The sequence below is a fragment of the Erwinia pyri genome (assembly GCF_030758455.1).
GTDB classification, from domain to species: Bacteria; Pseudomonadota; Gammaproteobacteria; order Enterobacterales; family Enterobacteriaceae; genus Erwinia; species Erwinia pyri.
The window spans coordinates 3,344,473-3,358,928 of the sequence record NZ_CP132353.1 but is presented as its reverse complement, the minus strand read 5'-3'; the positions used below and the strand labels follow the sequence as shown (position 1 = coordinate 3,358,928).

Annotated in this window: 17 protein-coding genes, 1 tRNA gene and 1 pseudogene; 6 read left to right on the top strand and 13 right to left on the bottom strand. The window is 51.4% G+C overall.

Translation table 11 applies throughout. The features are described 5' to 3' along the window. Nucleotides 1–118: 118 nt before the first annotated feature. A complete protein-coding gene (locus Q3V30_RS15930) occupies nt 119–778 on the top strand; it encodes an acyl-homoserine-lactone synthase (RefSeq protein WP_306207308.1) in 660 nt (219 codons plus the stop codon). Here the strand turns inward: Q3V30_RS15930 and Q3V30_RS15925 are convergent. The 5 genes from Q3V30_RS15925 to ppiB form a co-directional block, all read right to left on the bottom strand. Continuing rightward, nucleotides 737–1,483 carry a helix-turn-helix transcriptional regulator gene (locus tag Q3V30_RS15925; RefSeq protein ID WP_306207306.1) on the bottom strand — a complete coding sequence of 249 codons (747 nt, stop codon included), beginning with the start codon at nt 1,481–1,483 and terminating at the stop codon, nt 737–739. The genes Q3V30_RS15930 and Q3V30_RS15925 overlap by 42 nt on opposite strands. Nucleotides 1,484–1,920: 437 nt before the next feature. Next, nucleotides 1,921–2,991 (bottom strand): 5-(carboxyamino)imidazole ribonucleotide synthase, encoded by a 1,071-nt coding sequence (gene purK, locus Q3V30_RS15920; RefSeq protein ID WP_306207304.1) that lies wholly within the window; start codon nt 2,989–2,991, stop codon nt 1,921–1,923. Next, complete coding sequence (gene purE / locus Q3V30_RS15915) at nt 2,988–3,497, bottom strand: 5-(carboxyamino)imidazole ribonucleotide mutase (RefSeq protein WP_306207302.1); 510 nt, start codon at nt 3,495–3,497, stop codon at nt 2,988–2,990. Before purE ends, purK begins: the two co-directional genes overlap by 4 nt. Before the next feature lie 144 nt (nt 3,498–3,641). Further along, the gene (locus Q3V30_RS15910; RefSeq protein ID WP_306207300.1) at nt 3,642–4,367 is read right to left on the bottom strand and encodes a UDP-2,3-diacylglucosamine diphosphatase; all 726 of its coding nucleotides are present in this window, start codon (nt 4,365–4,367) and stop codon (nt 3,642–3,644) included. After that, on the bottom strand, nt 4,367–4,861 hold the full coding sequence (ppiB, locus tag Q3V30_RS15905; RefSeq protein WP_306207298.1) for a peptidylprolyl isomerase B: 495 nt from the start codon (nt 4,859–4,861) through the stop codon (nt 4,367–4,369). The genes Q3V30_RS15910 and ppiB overlap by 1 nt, the downstream gene beginning before the upstream one ends. A 344-nt stretch (nt 4,862–5,205) precedes the next feature. Between ppiB and Q3V30_RS15900 the strand changes: the two genes are divergently transcribed. From Q3V30_RS15900 to cysS, 3 genes are all read left to right on the top strand, one after another. Further along, nucleotides 5,206–5,412 (top strand): hypothetical protein, encoded by a 207-nt coding sequence (locus tag Q3V30_RS15900; RefSeq protein ID WP_306207296.1) that lies wholly within the window; start codon nt 5,206–5,208, stop codon nt 5,410–5,412. Between the two features lie 9 nt (nt 5,413–5,421). After that, the gene (locus tag Q3V30_RS15895; RefSeq protein WP_306207294.1) at nt 5,422–6,240 is read left to right on the top strand and encodes a hypothetical protein; all 819 of its coding nucleotides are present in this window, start codon (nt 5,422–5,424) and stop codon (nt 6,238–6,240) included. Nucleotides 6,241–6,437: 197 nt separating this feature from the next. Continuing rightward, nucleotides 6,438–7,826 (top strand): cysteine--tRNA ligase, encoded by a 1,389-nt coding sequence (gene cysS, locus Q3V30_RS15890; RefSeq protein WP_306207292.1) that lies wholly within the window; start codon nt 6,438–6,440, stop codon nt 7,824–7,826. Between the two features lie 101 nt (nt 7,827–7,927). Here cysS and malI read toward each other — a convergent pair whose 3' ends face one another. The 4 genes from malI to folD form a co-directional block, all read right to left on the bottom strand. Continuing rightward, the gene (gene malI / locus Q3V30_RS15885; protein ID WP_306207290.1) at nt 7,928–8,944 is read right to left on the bottom strand and encodes a Mal regulon transcriptional regulator MalI; all 1,017 of its coding nucleotides are present in this window, start codon (nt 8,942–8,944) and stop codon (nt 7,928–7,930) included. 84 nt (nt 8,945–9,028) lie between these two features. Next, nucleotides 9,029–10,528, bottom strand: coding sequence for a PTS transporter subunit EIIC (locus Q3V30_RS15880; protein WP_306207288.1), 1,500 nt, complete (start codon nt 10,526–10,528; stop codon nt 9,029–9,031). 270 nt (nt 10,529–10,798) lie between these two features. Further along, complete coding sequence (gene ybcJ / locus Q3V30_RS15875; RefSeq protein ID WP_306207285.1) at nt 10,799–11,011, bottom strand: ribosome-associated protein YbcJ; 213 nt, start codon at nt 11,009–11,011, stop codon at nt 10,799–10,801. Further along, nucleotides 11,011–11,877, bottom strand: a complete 867-nt coding sequence (folD, locus tag Q3V30_RS15870; protein WP_306207283.1) for a bifunctional methylenetetrahydrofolate dehydrogenase/methenyltetrahydrofolate cyclohydrolase FolD — start codon at nt 11,875–11,877, stop codon at nt 11,011–11,013. Before folD ends, ybcJ begins: the two co-directional genes overlap by 1 nt. Nucleotides 11,878–12,060: 183 nt before the next feature. Here folD and Q3V30_RS15865 point away from each other — a divergent pair. Further along, nucleotides 12,061–12,137, top strand: a tRNA-Arg gene (locus Q3V30_RS15865). Between the two features lie 93 nt (nt 12,138–12,230). On the opposite strand, the pseudogene Q3V30_RS15860 reads toward Q3V30_RS15865, so the two are convergent. Together Q3V30_RS15860 and Q3V30_RS15855 are read right to left on the bottom strand one after the other, a co-directional pair. Then, a pseudogene (locus Q3V30_RS15860) lies at nt 12,231–12,419 on the bottom strand (tyrosine-type recombinase/integrase); the annotation flags it as partial. Between the two features lie 142 nt (nt 12,420–12,561). Next, nucleotides 12,562–12,699 (bottom strand): hypothetical protein, encoded by a 138-nt coding sequence (locus Q3V30_RS15855; RefSeq protein ID WP_306207281.1) that lies wholly within the window; start codon nt 12,697–12,699, stop codon nt 12,562–12,564. Between the two features lie 348 nt (nt 12,700–13,047). Between Q3V30_RS15855 and Q3V30_RS15850 the strand changes: the two genes are divergently transcribed. After that, the gene (locus Q3V30_RS15850) at nt 13,048–13,218 is read left to right on the top strand and encodes a hypothetical protein (protein ID WP_306207279.1); all 171 of its coding nucleotides are present in this window, start codon (nt 13,048–13,050) and stop codon (nt 13,216–13,218) included. A gap of 487 nt (nt 13,219–13,705) precedes the next feature. Here the strand turns inward: Q3V30_RS15850 and Q3V30_RS15845 are convergent, their stop codons facing one another. Beyond that, a complete protein-coding gene (locus Q3V30_RS15845; protein WP_306207276.1) occupies nt 13,706–14,032 on the bottom strand; it encodes a four-helix bundle copper-binding protein in 327 nt (108 codons plus the stop codon). Between the two features lie 89 nt (nt 14,033–14,121). Further along, nucleotides 14,122–14,409: a hypothetical protein gene (locus Q3V30_RS15840; RefSeq protein WP_306207274.1), complete on the bottom strand. Its 288-nt coding sequence runs from the start codon at nt 14,407–14,409 to the stop codon at nt 14,122–14,124. Nucleotides 14,410–14,456: the final 47 nt, after the last annotated feature.

Below are 14,456 nucleotides of genomic sequence, written 5' to 3'. Positions count from 1 at the left end.
TATGCTCTGCCCAACCTCTTTTCACCTGCCGAGGGAGCAAAGGCGCAGGATAATCCTTGGTGACTGAGGAATGATAAGGGTATTATTGGCGGCAAGCTAAGCTAAGGATGGAATGATTATGTTGCATTTGCTTGATGTGAATTATAGTTTTCTTTCTGAATTAAAATCAAAAGAGCTATTCACGCTGAGAAAAAAGGTGTTTAAAGATCGGCTTAACTGGCTGGTCAATGCTGAAAATAATATGGAGTCGGATGAATATGATAATCCCCGCACGACTTATATTTTCGGTATTTATAAAGAGATCTGTATCTGCAGCCTGCGATTTATCGAAATTAAATACCCTAATATGATTACCGGCACATTTAAAAACTGGTTTAAAAATGTTGAGCTACCGCAGGGGAATTATGTGGAAGCCAGCCGTTTGTTTATCGACAAAGAGCGTGTTCAAAATCTGGAACTTCGCCAGCAGCCGGTAAGTGCTCTGCTGTTTCTTTCCATGATTAATTATGCCCGCCACTATGGCTATGAGGGGATATACGCCATTGTGAGCCATCCCATGTATCTGATCTTCAGAAAATCAGGCTGGGATGTCTCGGTAGTGGAGCAGAGCAAATCGGAGAAGCAAGAGAATATCTATCTGATTTTCATGCCGGTGGATGAAGGAAACCAGAAAACCCTGATGTCGCTGGTGGAGTCCAGGGTTCCTTCACTCCGCTGTGAACTGGACAGCTGGCCGCTAACCTTCCCCATCAGGGAGAACAGGCCTGATCAGATTTAGCTCAATACCAAGCCGGATGGCGTGTTTTGCATTGGTCACGCCAAGCTTCTTCACCGCATTCCCCATGTGATACTTCACCGTGGTCAGCTTGATACCCAGGATAAGAGCGATCTCCTGATAGGATTTCCCCACGCTGGCCCAGTAGATGATCTCATTTTCCCGGTTCGAAAAAATCTCACGGGTATTCATCTCTTCAAAATCAGCTTTTCTGGCCTGCTCCTGATAGAGCTGAGTCAGTTTTTCATGGGTGGTGATTAAGATCATTTGCAGCTTGTTTTTATTAAGCTGAATCAACTCTTCAATATTGTCGTCGCAGTGCTTATCCAGCATGATCGACAACACAACCAGGTTATTATTATGGTCGTGCAGCACAAAGGTGTAACCATTGATAATATCGTGGTTACGCGCCATATCAAAAAGTTTTGGCACCTTCACCCCCTGATTCAGCATCAGGTTTTCATCCCAGGAGAAAGGCGACAGTCGATACAGAGCAGTCATTAACACCGGATCGATAAACTGGAAGTTGTTCTCTATATAAACCTTAAACCACTCTTGCCGGTTAGAGATAATGCTGAAATCCGCAGGATTTCTTTTACTCATAATGGCATAGGCATATTTAATGTTATTGAACTGAACCAGTTTTCTTTCCAGATAATCCTTGATTGACGTGTTAATAGCCTGATTATTAAAAAATAATTTAGCCATGTCATTATCTCCCTGGGAAAATAGTGCTTCCATCGATGATGCGCGACTTTAACATATATTTAATCTTTCGCATAACCCTAAGGGCAGCATAGAGGGATCAACAGCACCGCTTGATAAAGCGTTAGAGAGGGGAGAGAACATTCAGGAAAAACGGGGTGTTACGGGCAGATTTAGAGGGTGAACCAGATCGCACTCGGGAAGCAAAAGGAAAGATTACTTTACCTTTTGTAACGCTTCCGGCTTGGTACTGGTTCCCTTGGTGTTGGCAAATTAAATCTAATGTACTAATAATCAAGAATATTTATATTTTTTCTTCCTGAATACAATACGATTTTCAGAAGCGAATAGATAGCCATACTTAAGTACAGTAGCGCACTGTCCTTTATCTGCCCTGGCAGGAAAATCGCCCTTTGCCGGGCGATTTATCCGCGCCAGATTTACGCCTCCAGCTTCTCCACCGCCCAGGCGATGCCGCTGGCATACTCTTCCGGCAGTTGAGTAACCAGGTTGTTTAACGCTTTCTGAAGAGAAGGTTTACTGATATCAGAAAGGTTCAGGTGACCCACTTTACGTCCGGGACGCACCTCTTTTTCATACCAGTGCAGATGCACCAGCGGCTGATGCAGCCAGGCCAGGTTCAGCGCTGTGCCAATCAGGTTCACCATCACCGATGGGGTACTGACCACCGGCGTCGGTAGCGGCAGGTTCAGAATCGCCCGCAGATGCAGCTCGAACTGGCTGATGGATGCGCCATTCTGTGTCCAGTGGCCGCTGTTATGTACCCGGGGAGCCAGTTCGTTAATCAGCAGCCCTTGCGGCACCACGAAACACTCCATCGCCATCACACCGACATACTGCAGCTCATCCATAATGGCTGACAGCATGGTTTCAGCCTGTTTTTGCCGGGCAGGATCGGGTTCAGGCAACACAACGCTGGTGCGCAGGATCCCCTCCTGATGCAGATTGTGAGTCAGCGGATAAAATACGGTGCTGCCATCGTGGGCGCGGGCGCCAACCAGAGAAACTTCACCTGAGAAATTAATACCCTGTTCAACAATGCACTCGCCGTAACAGTCAGCTGGCAGACTCTCTGTTTCACCAGCCCGTAAACGCCACTGACCCCGGCCATCATAACCCCCTGTACGGCGCTTAACGATCGCCAGCTCGCCCAGGGAGGCAAAGACCTGCGGCCATTCTGCCTTCTCTGCCAGCAGCTGCCAGGGCGCTGTTGCCAGGCCCAGTTGATCAAGGAGCTGCTTTTGCGTCAGCCGGTCGGCCAGACGGGGAAAAATGTCGCGGTTCACAAACGCCGTATGGTTCGCCAATTCGCGCGTCAACGCGGTTTCGGGCCAGCGCTCGATTTCGGCAGTAATCACGCTTTGATGGATTGGCAGCGCTTCCGGCTCAGCGTCCAGCCCGACAGGATAAACAGCGATACCCAGCGGTTCACCCGCCTGGCGCAGCATACGGCCAAGCTGACCATTGCCTAATACGCAAACCGGCTTCATGCTTCCTCCCGCGGGTCCGGGTTATTCAACACTTCATCCGTCTGCGTCTGACGCCAGTTGGCCAGTCGCGAAGAGAGGTCGGCATCATGGATAGCCAGAATTTGCGCCGCCAGTAAAGCGGCATTGGCCGCCCCGGCTTTACCGATGGCCAGCGTGCCCACCGGAATGCCGCGTGGCATCTGCACGATAGAGTAGAGGCTGTCCACGCCGCTCAGTGCCGCACTCTGCACCGGCACGCCCAGCACCGGCACCAGCGTTTTCGCTGCCAGCATGCCCGGTAAATGCGCTGCCCCGCCTGCGCCCGCGATAATCACCTGAATACCGTTATCCGCAGCCTGTTCGGCAAAGCTGAACAGCTTGTCCGGCGTACGGTGTGCTGAAACCACTTCACACTGGAAGGGCACGGCCAGGCTGGTGAGAATGTCCGCGGCAAATTGCATGGTTGCCCAGTCACTTTTGGAACCCATAACAATAGCAATGCGGGCCGGTGCGGCGTTGGATGACATGCGGGTCTGACTCCTGTGATTTGACATACATCATCTGACTGCCCAGGCACTCAGATGGGAAGGGCAAAGAGAATAGCATGACTGTGCAGCAAGGAAAACGTTTGCCCAGGCTTCAGGCGGGCATTTGCCCCATTTTTTTGCCGGTCAGAAAGGGAAGGAAATAAGCGTGGTTTCATGCTCGCTGACGAGGATCATCGAGCCTTCAGTATGCCAGGCACCCAGCACCAGGCGTTTAGCGGGTAGACCGTTTACTTCAAGCTGATGAACGGCAGGACGATGAGTGTGACCGTGAATTAAGGTGTTCACCCGCTGGCGGGCCATCGTCTCTTTTACAGCCTGAGCATTCACATCCATGATGGCACTCGCTTTACTGCTGTTAGCCTCTTTACTGCCCGCACGCATTTTTACCGCAATACGCTGACGGACAAACAGCGGCAGAGCCAGAAACAGCTTTTGCAGCCAGCGCTGCTGCACCTTGCGCCGGAAGCGCTGATAACCTTCATCATCGGTACATAACGTATCGCCGTGCATAATAAGGATCTGTTTATTGTAGAGCGTCACTACCTGCTCTTCCGGCAGCAACGTCATGCCGCTGGCAGCCGCAAAGCGACGACCTATCAGAAAGTCACGATTACCGTGGATAAAGTAGCAGGGGATGTTTTGTTGCTGAAGCTCGCGCAGTGCGGCGGCGATCTCAGCGTGCAGCGGCTCAGGATCGTCATCGCCAATCCAGGCTTCAAACAGGTCGCCGAGGATATAGAGCGCCTCCGCTTTCAGCGCATCGCGGCGTAAAAAAGCAAGAAAACCGGCAGTAATTGCCGGTTCTTCTTTGCACAGATGCAGATCTGCGATAAACAGCGCGTGAGGCATTATTCGCTGACGGTGACTTTCTGGATCACAACGTCATCTTTAGGCACGTCCTGGTGCATGCCGCTACGGCCGGTAGCCACTGCTTTGATTTTCTCAACAACGTCCATGCCTTCAACCACTTCAGCAAACACGCAGTAACCCCAACCCTGCAGGCTTTCGTCGCGGAAGTTCAGGAAGTCGTTGTCTGCCACGTTAATGAAGAACTGCGCGGTAGCGGAGTGAGGCGCCTGAGTGCGCGCCATAGCCAGCGTACCTTTGGTGTTTTTCAGGCCGTTGCTGGCTTCGTTGCGGATCTCTTCTTTGGTTGCTTTCTGGATCATGCCCGGCTCGAAGCCGCCGCCCTGAACCATGAAGCCGTTGATAACACGGTGGAAAATGGTGTTGTCGTAGAAACCTTCACGGCAGTAATCCAGGAAGTTTGCAACTGTAGCTGGCGCTTTGTCATCGAAGGTTTTGATAACGATATCGCCATGATTTGTCTGGAAAGTGACCATATTCTCATCCTGTAAAGGTTGGAGTGGTGAATGGGAAGGCGGTGCCGGCGACCTTGCGATGCCAGCACGCTATTAACAGAGGGCTTTTATATCACAAAATGTGATGACGAGTCAGCACCACTGCATAAAGCTGGCGGGGTCAAAGGCTGATCTCATTCCCTACAGAATAAAGCGCACGCCTGGCTTTATTTGTTTATTAACGCGCTTTGACAAGTGGTTATTTGTTGCGCGGTACAATAAAATGCGGTACACCACGCATTAAAGAAAAAACAGAAGATGCGGCAGGGCTGATGGGGCTAATATTACCTTCATCGCCAAAAGTTAATACCCTGGCAGGAGGATATATGAGCGATCTGTTGCGACGTGGGCTGGGCAAACTGTTAGCTGCGCCCGGGAAAATGATGCAAAACGCTACACGTCAGGATGTGCAGCAATCTGTTGAGAGTAAAATTACCACCGATGCAAACGGCAACGCCTCGTTAAATATGAACAACCGACAGGTGCAGGCTTCTATGCGCGCCCGAATGGAAGAGCTGGCCAGAAAAGGATAAGGTTAACCGATGGGGCCTCTGGTTATCATGATTGTTCTGGTTTGTGGGTTTTGGTATACGGAAAATCATTATCAATCCCGGATCCGTCAGGCAAGAAGCAACGGCTGGGCCTCCTATTTTTATGTTGCCATGCACGGCTGCAAATTCGCTATTCAGGGATTTGGGTTGGTGCTGGGCTTTCTTCTGCTGCTGCTGTTACTCACCGCTATTATCGAACTGCTCGGATTGATCTGGCCTGCGCTCCACGCCGATCTCTATTCATGGCTCACTGAGATCACCTTCCTGACTTATCCGCTCTTTTTCTGGCTCTCCTTAGGCGCTTCTGCTCTTATCGCTTATGAGGCGGGAATAAAAGCCAGGCATCAAATTGAGGATGAGAGCAAACGGCAGGCCGCTTATCGAGAGGTGGCTGCGCAGGATGGCGTAGAGTCACTGTTACTCCAGGCTATAGATGAAGACAAGCTGGTGTTTGTCACCCTGAAATCGCGAAAAGTTTATATCGGTTACGTCGCAGCTCCGCGAACTGAACATTCTCAGACTCAGCATCTCGCTATTATTCCCTACATCAGCGGCTACCGCGATAAAGACACGCTTCGTTATTACGAGCAGCATCGCTACTATGAGCTCTATCTGAGCGAAGATATTACCGCTGATTCTGTTCCCCTTAATCTTCAGCATTTCCGGCATGTCATCCCGATGGAACAGGTTGAGACCGTCTCGCTGTTTGATACAAAAATCTATAAAATTTTCGATCTCTTTTCTGAGAAAGCGCCCCCTTTCACGTCCGATCCCGGTGCCGCCGTTTCGGTAGAAAATGATGCTGGCTGATTAAGGATCTTTTGCCGAAGCCTGCCGTCAGTCATACGCTTTATTGTTGACTGAATGAGTGTTCAGAACCTGACCACGTATCAGGCGTTTCACCACGTTGCGGGCTGGACCAGCTTGCTTTGCGTGGCGCTTACGATAACAATACGGCAGAATATACCACTGGTTTTAACCCGCACACGTCAAAACGGAATGTCTCAATGCTAAAGATTTTTAATACCCTGAGTCGTCAAAAAGAGGAATTTAAACCTATTCATGCTGGTCAGATCGGCATGTACGTGTGCGGCATTACCGTTTACGACCTGTGTCACATTGGCCATGGCAGGACCTTCGTCGCCTTTGATGTGGTGGCTCGCTACCTGCGTTATCTCGGCTACTCGCTGAAATATGTGCGTAATATCACCGATATTGATGACAAGATCATCAAACGCGCCAATGAAAACGGCGAAACGGTGGAAGTGCTGACCAACCGGATGATTGCGGAGATGCACAAGGACTTCGCTGCGCTGAATATCCTGCCACCCGATCAGGAACCCCGTGCCACGCGCCATATTGCAGAGATCATCGAGATCGTCGCTAAACTGATCGATCGCGATCATGCGTACGTTGCCAGCAATGGTGATGTGATGTTCTCCGTCACCAGCGATCCCGATTACGGTCTGCTATCCCGCCAGGATCTGGATCAGCTGCAGGCTGGCGCCCGCGTGGAAGTGGAGGCCAACGTCAAGCGTAATCCGATGGATTTCGTGCTGTGGAAAATGTCCAAAGCTGACGAGCCAAGCTGGCCTTCTCCGTGGGGCGCAGGCCGTCCGGGCTGGCATATCGAGTGTTCAGCCATGAATTGCAAACAGTTGGGCGAGCATTTTGATATTCACGGCGGCGGCTCCGATCTGATGTTCCCGCATCACGAGAACGAAATTGCCCAGTCTTCCTGCGCCCATGACGGCCCATACGTGAACTACTGGATGCACTCCGGCATGGTGATGGTAGACCGCGAAAAGATGTCCAAATCGCTGAACAACTTCTTCACGGTGCGCGACGTGCTGGAATATTTTGATGCGGAAACCGTTCGCTACTTCCTGATGTCCGGCCACTATCGCAGCCAGCTGAACTACGGCGAAGAGAACCTGAAACAGGCCCGTTCCGCGCTGGAACGCCTCTATACCGCCATACGTAATACTGACGCTCAGGCAGCCCCAGCCGGTGGCGAAGTGTTTGAAGCCCGTTTCCGCGAAGCGATGGATGATGACTTCAACACGCCGGAAGCCTATTCCACCCTGTTTGATATGGCGCGTGAAGTGAACCGTCTGAAAGCGGAAGATATGGCGGCGGCCAACGCTCTTGCAGCAAAATTGCGCGAGCTGGCTGGCGTGCTGGGACTGCTGGAGCAGGATCCGGAACTGTTCCTGCAAAACGGCGCGCAGAGCAATGATGACGAAGTGGCCGAGATCGAAGCGTTGATCAGAATGCGACTGGAAGCCCGCAGAGATAAAAACTGGGCGCAGGCAGATATGGCCCGCGATAAGCTGGTGGCTATGGGCATCGTGCTGGAAGATGGCCCGCAGGGAACCAGCTGGCGCCGCAAGTAATCTCAATGCGTATCACTATCAGGGGCGAAAGCCCCTTTTTCATTTCAGTCTGAATTGCCCATCAGCACATAAGTGCTTATTAACAGAAAGAATGATGCGGTTCAGGCCGATTCCCGTGCGATAAGCTGTCCGGAAAGCGTGATACGTTGCGTTTGCAGTTCCGGATCTTGCAGCTTGCGGATCATCAGCGCGGCGGCCTGTCGTCCTGACTCTTCACTGGCAGAAGAAACATACGTAAACGACGGCGAGGTCAGATTAACGTGCAGCATATCTTCAAAGCCGATCAGCGCCACCTGCTGGGTTAAAAACACATCTTTGCCTACGGTGCGCCCCACATGATGAATACCGGCAATCGAGCCAATCATGGCATTGGGAGAGTGGCAGAGCAGGGCGGTAAAGGTGTTATGTTTTTCCAGCAATTGCCGGGTAGCGATACCCGCTGCACGCGTATCATCACTACAGGCGGGTGTCGCTTCTTCCCTTAAGATCAGACCATACTGGTTCATGGCACTGCGAAATCCTGCAAGACGCTGCTGGCGGATGAGATCGCCTTCGGTACCGCCTATATAGGCGATCTGACGGTGGCCGCGCTCTATCAGATAGCGCACGGCCAGACTCGCTGCCTGGCGATTATCGCGCATCACCAGATTGCACTCTTCTACCAGCTTCAGCTGAGAAACCACCACCAGCGGTAGTGAACAGTCGCGAATTTTTTCGGGCAAATGTGATGACCGCACGTCACAGGAGAGATAAATCACCCCGGCCACCCCCTGCTGCCTGAACGAGAGCAGGCAGCGCTCAAGATGTTCATCCTCGTTAAGCGGCTGGCCGAGAAAAACCATATAACCCTGTTTTTCCAGCTCCTGAACGAGGCTTGCCATCACTTTAACCGAAAAGCTGTCGCTGAAATCCCGCAGGATCAGTCCGATAAGATTGGAGGTATTTGAACGCAGGTTTGCGGCGGCGACGTTATGGACATAGCCAATATCGTTAATAACGGCCTGAACTTTCTCTATAGTCGCGTCCGAAATTTTTCCTTTGCGACGCAGCACCAGAGAGACGGTAGAAACCGATACGCCCGCGCGTTTTGCGACATCTGTGATACTGACTTTCTTCAAATCCCCTCCCTGAAATCGCGTCCCTGTCCGCCTGAAATGACAACGTCCCCCAGATTACAGGAGACGTGTCAGACTGACATCTTATTATTTGCCCGTCCTGTCAGACATGCTTTGGGCAATAAATTGTGCCCTCGCACCGAAAATCACCTGAATGCCATTGTCACCGACGAAGACCACGCCGCGAGCCCCAAGACTGTTCAGCCCGTCTCTGTCCACCTTCTCGCTCTCCGCTACTTCAAGGCGCAGACGAGTGATACAGGCACCCACGGAGTCGATGTTTTTCGCACCGCCCAACAGAGTAATAATTTCGGTAGCCAGTTCGTCATCGGTTTTATCATCAGTCGTGGCAGTCACTTCTGAACGTCCTGGTGTTTTAACATCTAAACGACGGATGACGAACCGGAAGGTGAAGTAATAGATAAACGCCATCGGCACGCCGACAATCACGGCGTCCAGGTAGTTGGTTTGATAGCCGTTAAACGAGGGCAGAATGCCGAAGGAGATATAGTCAATCAGGCCTGCGGAGAACGATTTAGCAATATGTGCATGCAGCAGGTACATCGACATATAAGCCACGCCAGCCATGATGGCGTTAAAGACGTAAAGGACAGGCGCAACAAAAATAAAGGTAAATTCTACCGGCTCGGTGATCCCGGTCAGGAAGCAGGTCAGAGCTGCGGAGAAGAGAATACCGGAGGCGATTTTCTTATTTTTGGTGTGCGCTTCATGATACATCGCCAGACAGGCGGCAGGCAGCGCGAACAGCATCAGCGGGAACTCGCCCTGCATAAACTTGCCCGCATTCTGATAGGTATCACTGCTGAAGGTTTTGCTTCCTTCTTCCAGCATTTTGAACCAGATAGTTTGGTCGCCGTGGATCACCTGGCCACTCAGGGTTGTATAGTCGCCAAACGAGTACCAGAAAGAGGGATACCAGATATGGTGCAGACCGAGCGGAATCAGCGCGCGTTCGACCAGGCCAAAGATAAAGGTTGAGGCGGCCTGGTTATTGCCGTTAACGACCACGGAGAGCGCATCGATTCCGGTCTGGACATGCTGCCAGACATACGGCAGCAACAGCCCCAGCACGAAGGAGAGAAAAGCTGTTGCAATGGCAACGAAGCGCTTACCCGAGAAGAAACCTAGAAATTCCGGCAGTTGCAGGGTGTGAAAACGGTTATAGCACCAGGCCGCGAGAATACCGCAGATCAATCCACCAAACACGCCCATTTGCAGTGTCGGGATCCCTACCACCATGGCGTATTTTCCGCCCTGGGAAGCCATCTCCGGCGTAATGCCTAACAGAGTCCCGATGGTGATATTCGTGATAAATACCGATACGGCGGCCGAAAGGGCGGCGATACCTGACTCCGAAGCCAGACCTACAGCTGAACCAATGGCGAACAGTAACGGCAGATTATCGAAAATCACGCCCCCTGCATTCATCATTAGCGGTAGGTGAAACTTGTCGCCGAAGGCCAGCAGCAGCCCTGCGGCCGGAAGCAATGAGATCGGCAGCATCAACGCGCGGCCAATCATGGATAACTTTGATAACGATCTAACAAACCCTGATATCAGACTCATGCTCTCTTCCCCCTGATGGCGCTTTTCACACCCTATTATTGTAGGTAGAACGTTTTAGTAGAACGTTCTACCTATCGTGAGAGAAGTGCGATTTTGCTGCAACAAGATTTTCACATTGAGCAAGAGGAAATAGTGATACTTTGAAGTCGATCGGCAATGGCCTGAGAAGAGGTAAGGTATAGCGCGTGTAGAGGGGAAATGACTAAACTGGATTCGGCGCGAAGATCTTTAGAGAAACCGGCAGCGAAACGCCGCCGGTGATCGGCAGGCTTACGCCGTAACCGTGATGCTTTGACCCTCAAATACCACGGTCTGGCCCGCTACAATCTTGCAGCGTTTGCGGGTTTCCACCACGCCATCGACGGTCACATTGCCTTCCGCAATCAGCGTTTTGGCGCGCGCGCCGCTTTCCACCAGACCTTCCAGCTTCAGCAGATCGCAGAGATCGACATGGGGATGTTTACCTAAAGAGAACGTTGCCATTATTTTACTGCTCCATCATGAAATTCTTCGCAGGCCTGCAGGGTATTCTGAATCAGCGTCGCCACGGTCATCGGACCCACGCCGCCTGGAACCGGGGTGATATAAGAGGCGCGCTCTGAAGCCGCCGCGAAATCGACATCACCCACCACTTTACCGCTTTCAAGGCGATTGATACCCACGTCAATCACCACCGCGCCTGGCTTGATCCAGTCACCCGGAATAAAGCCTGGTTTACCTACCGCGACCACCAGCAGATCGGCATGCTCCACATGGAAGCGCAAATTTTTGGTGAAGCGATGGGTGACGGTGGTAGTGCAGCCAGCCAGCAGCAGCTCCATGCTCATCGGGCGTCCGACAATGTTAGAGGCGCCAACCACAACGGCGTTCATGCCAAAAGTATCGATGTTGTAACGCTCCAGCAGCGTCACGATGCCGCGAGGCGTACACGGACGCAGCTTTGGCGCACGCTGGCAGAGGCGGCCAACATTATAAGGGTGGAAGCCATCCACATCTTTCGAGGGCGCGATGCTCTCCAGCACTTTTACGTTATCGATGCCTGCCGGCAAGGGCAGCTGCACCAGGATCCCATCGATTTCGCTGTCGTTATTCAGCTTGTCGATCAGTTCTAACAGATCGGCTTCGCTGGTGGAGGCGGGCAGATCGTAAGAGCGGGAGAGGAAGCCGACCTCTTCACAGGCGCGGCGTTTGCTGCCGACATAAATCTGCGAAGCGGGGTTCTCACCCACCAGCACAACTGCCAGGCCGGGAGCACGCTTTCCGGCCGCCAGACGCTGCTGAACTTTTTCCGCAACCTCTTGACGCACCTGCTGCGCAATCGTTTTACCGTCAATAATCTTTGCTACCATCAGAGAGGGGATCCATCTGTGTTGAGTTAATACGGGGATTGGTGCCTATTTTGTCAGAAGCGGGCGCTGCTGTCAGGCACAGTTTCAGGCAAGACTGCTCAATAGTGCAGCAACAGACCGCTTCCGCCCGATAAATCGTTGACTCAGCAGGTTCGCACCGTATAATTCGCCTCAGTTCTCCATGCGCCCTTAGCTCAGTTGGATAGAGCACCGGCCTTCTAAGCCGTAGGTCACAGGTTCGAATCCTGTAGGGCGTACCATTACTTTTCAATGAGTTACCCACCTTCTCCTGACTTCAAATTTTCCTTGTGGGACAGATTTGGGACACGGACATTAAAAATCGCATCAATTTAACGTGCATGCCCGGTCAAATGGTTCGGCGCCAGATGAGCATAACGTTGTACCATCTTAATGCTTTCCCATCCCCCCATATCCTGCAACGCGGATAGTAGAACGCCAGCCTGAATCAACCAGCTTGTCCAGATATACCTGAGGTCGCGAAATCTAAAATCCTCTATTCCCGCTCGCGGTAAAGCTGCTCTCTATGATTCCTGCAGAAAATATACTCTGTTGTATGAATGTCTTTTTCTATTCATAGGGACAGGAACCCAAACCAGTTTCTGCAATCGCCCGCCCCGTCACCCGACCATTCTTACTCTCCGGGCTTCCCTGCCCACACTCCTGTTAATCAAAAGAACAGTAGCCGCCTTTATGATGTGAGCCAGTTCCACCATGTGGATGCTGACCTTTTGGGCAGGCAAAAGCTGAGGCTGACATCATGCCCAGCACTGAAACCAGAAGGATTGCTGTGATTTTTTTCATAATTATTCCTGTGTAGTCTTGCCGAAGGGGAAAGCCCCCACTGTTAATATACACTTAAGTATGGCAACAGGGATCCTGATAAAAGATCAGCTTTTTGCATCGTCTTAAAGACTCATCATGTCAGGATTCTTGCTGGCGAATACGTGTGGGGACTGGGGGTGATCCAGGAAAAAGGGGGGAATAGTTTGCCAGATCTTCGGCACAGGTGGCTCCGGCTCACGCCATTTATCGGAACTCCTGACTATTTAATAGCGGTGAACGAAGTTCTGATTGTTGATATTGAAGAGTATTTGTTTTTTACTGGGTCTGATTGGTGACTATAACTCAACCAACAGAGGATTTATGACCATGGCTAACGCGCAAGAAGAAGTGGTGAAAGTGCTGGGCGAAGCTGTGCATCAGGTTCTGGCAGAGGGCAGGGAGCTGTCAAACGATAGCGTGCGTGAGATGGCGCTGTTGCTAAGTGAGGTTGATGACGATCTGTCAGTAGAGTCTGCGCTGAGTGAGCTGCATTTGTAGTCAAAAAAAACCCGACCATAAAGGTCGGGAAAGAAGTGATTATTACTCTTGAACCACACCCGCAATCATCTGCGTGTGTAGATTAACCAGCCTACGCGGCATCTGGGGCAAATACTCCAGGGAGATTCTTAGGTTTGAAAGTTCAGAGTTTTCTGGTGATGAGGACAGGTATTGCTGACGTGAGGGGACCTGCTGCAGCAGGGACAAAAAAGCCCGCAACGAGGCGGGCTAAGTTTTGCTGTGGTTCATCTTTTATTTTTTCATCCGTCAGCTTGCAGCATCAGGCGAACACATTATCGACAATCCCCTCTAAAACTTGAGGGAGAGACAGGTACAAAAAGTGCTCAAGAGGGGCTGAAGTGGTTTTGTGAGATGAAATTCACTCTCTGACAATAATGTTATTCCCGGGGCAGGCCACGGTTAATCACCCTACGAAATCGGCCCACAAAAAAGCCCGCGTCTGGCGGGCTGTACCGGCAGGCTGCTATCAGGCAGCCATCTTTCTGCAGGCTTCAGCACAGGCATGGCACGCTTTGGCGCAATGCTGGCAGTGATCGTGCTGATGTTTACCGCATTCATCCCCGCACTGCTGGCAAATTTCGGCGCAGAGCGCGCACAGTTTTTTGGCTGAGTCACTTTCAAGCGCCATAAACTGTGCCGAAAGCCGACAGATGTTCGCGCACTGCATATCAAGACGGATGCAGTCGCGCATCATTTCAAGGTTTTCTTCATTAAGGCATGAGGCCGCACAGTTATCGCATGCCGCAGCACACAGGTAACAGGCATCAATACACTCCTGATATTGCGTAAGCATAATCTCTCCTCCGTTAAAAAGTACCCCTTAAGCCTGGAAGAAAATCATGATTATTCAAATATCGCAGGTCTTATATCTTTTTTTGATAACTAACCATGGGGCTGCAAACCGGCCTCAATAGCTTCCTGCAAAGCGAGCTGTCGGGACTCAATGCGGTCGTTTTGTGTGCCCAGAAAATAGGTTTCTCCCTGATGATAAACGGCGAGGGTATTGTATTCCGGAACGGTAGGATGCTGTCCGGGAGGTCTTCTTCCACCCAGGCTTTGTATCTCCAACTCAACCGGAGAAACTTTTCCGCCATCGCTCAGGGGGGTGGGGAAGGCTCTTACCTCTCCCTTGTTTTGCCCATCCAGAAAGTAACACTGATAATCGCTCATCACGCCTCCAAAATCGTTAGCCAGGCAATGATTATAGCGTGCAATTT

Coding starts and splice junctions, on each gene's coding strand:
- Q3V30_RS15930 (WP_306207308.1), top strand. CDS start 119: ATGTTGCATTTGCTTGATGTGAATTATAGTTTTCTTTCTGAATTAAAA.
- Q3V30_RS15925 (WP_306207306.1), bottom strand. CDS start 1,483: ATGGCTAAATTATTTTTTAATAATCAGGCTATTAACACGTCAATCAAG.
- purK (WP_306207304.1), bottom strand. CDS start 2,991: ATGAAGCCGGTTTGCGTATTAGGCAATGGTCAGCTTGGCCGTATGCTG.
- purE (WP_306207302.1), bottom strand. CDS start 3,497: ATGTCATCCAACGCCGCACCGGCCCGCATTGCTATTGTTATGGGTTCC.
- Q3V30_RS15910 (WP_306207300.1), bottom strand. CDS start 4,367: ATGCCTCACGCGCTGTTTATCGCAGATCTGCATCTGTGCAAAGAAGAA.
- ppiB (WP_306207298.1), bottom strand. CDS start 4,861: ATGGTCACTTTCCAGACAAATCATGGCGATATCGTTATCAAAACCTTC.
- Q3V30_RS15900 (WP_306207296.1), top strand. CDS start 5,206: ATGAGCGATCTGTTGCGACGTGGGCTGGGCAAACTGTTAGCTGCGCCC.
- Q3V30_RS15895 (WP_306207294.1), top strand. CDS start 5,422: ATGGGGCCTCTGGTTATCATGATTGTTCTGGTTTGTGGGTTTTGGTAT.
- cysS (WP_306207292.1), top strand. CDS start 6,438: ATGCTAAAGATTTTTAATACCCTGAGTCGTCAAAAAGAGGAATTTAAA.
- Q3V30_RS15880 (WP_306207288.1), bottom strand. CDS start 10,528: ATGAGTCTGATATCAGGGTTTGTTAGATCGTTATCAAAGTTATCCATG.
- ybcJ (WP_306207285.1), bottom strand. CDS start 11,011: ATGGCAACGTTCTCTTTAGGTAAACATCCCCATGTCGATCTCTGCGAT.
- folD (WP_306207283.1), bottom strand. CDS start 11,877: ATGGTAGCAAAGATTATTGACGGTAAAACGATTGCGCAGCAGGTGCGT.
- Q3V30_RS15855 (WP_306207281.1), bottom strand. CDS start 12,699: ATGAAAAAAATCACAGCAATCCTTCTGGTTTCAGTGCTGGGCATGATG.
- Q3V30_RS15850 (WP_306207279.1), top strand. CDS start 13,048: ATGGCTAACGCGCAAGAAGAAGTGGTGAAAGTGCTGGGCGAAGCTGTG.
- Q3V30_RS15845 (WP_306207276.1), bottom strand. CDS start 14,032: ATGCTTACGCAATATCAGGAGTGTATTGATGCCTGTTACCTGTGTGCT.
- Q3V30_RS15840 (WP_306207274.1), bottom strand. CDS start 14,409: ATGAGCGATTATCAGTGTTACTTTCTGGATGGGCAAAACAAGGGAGAG.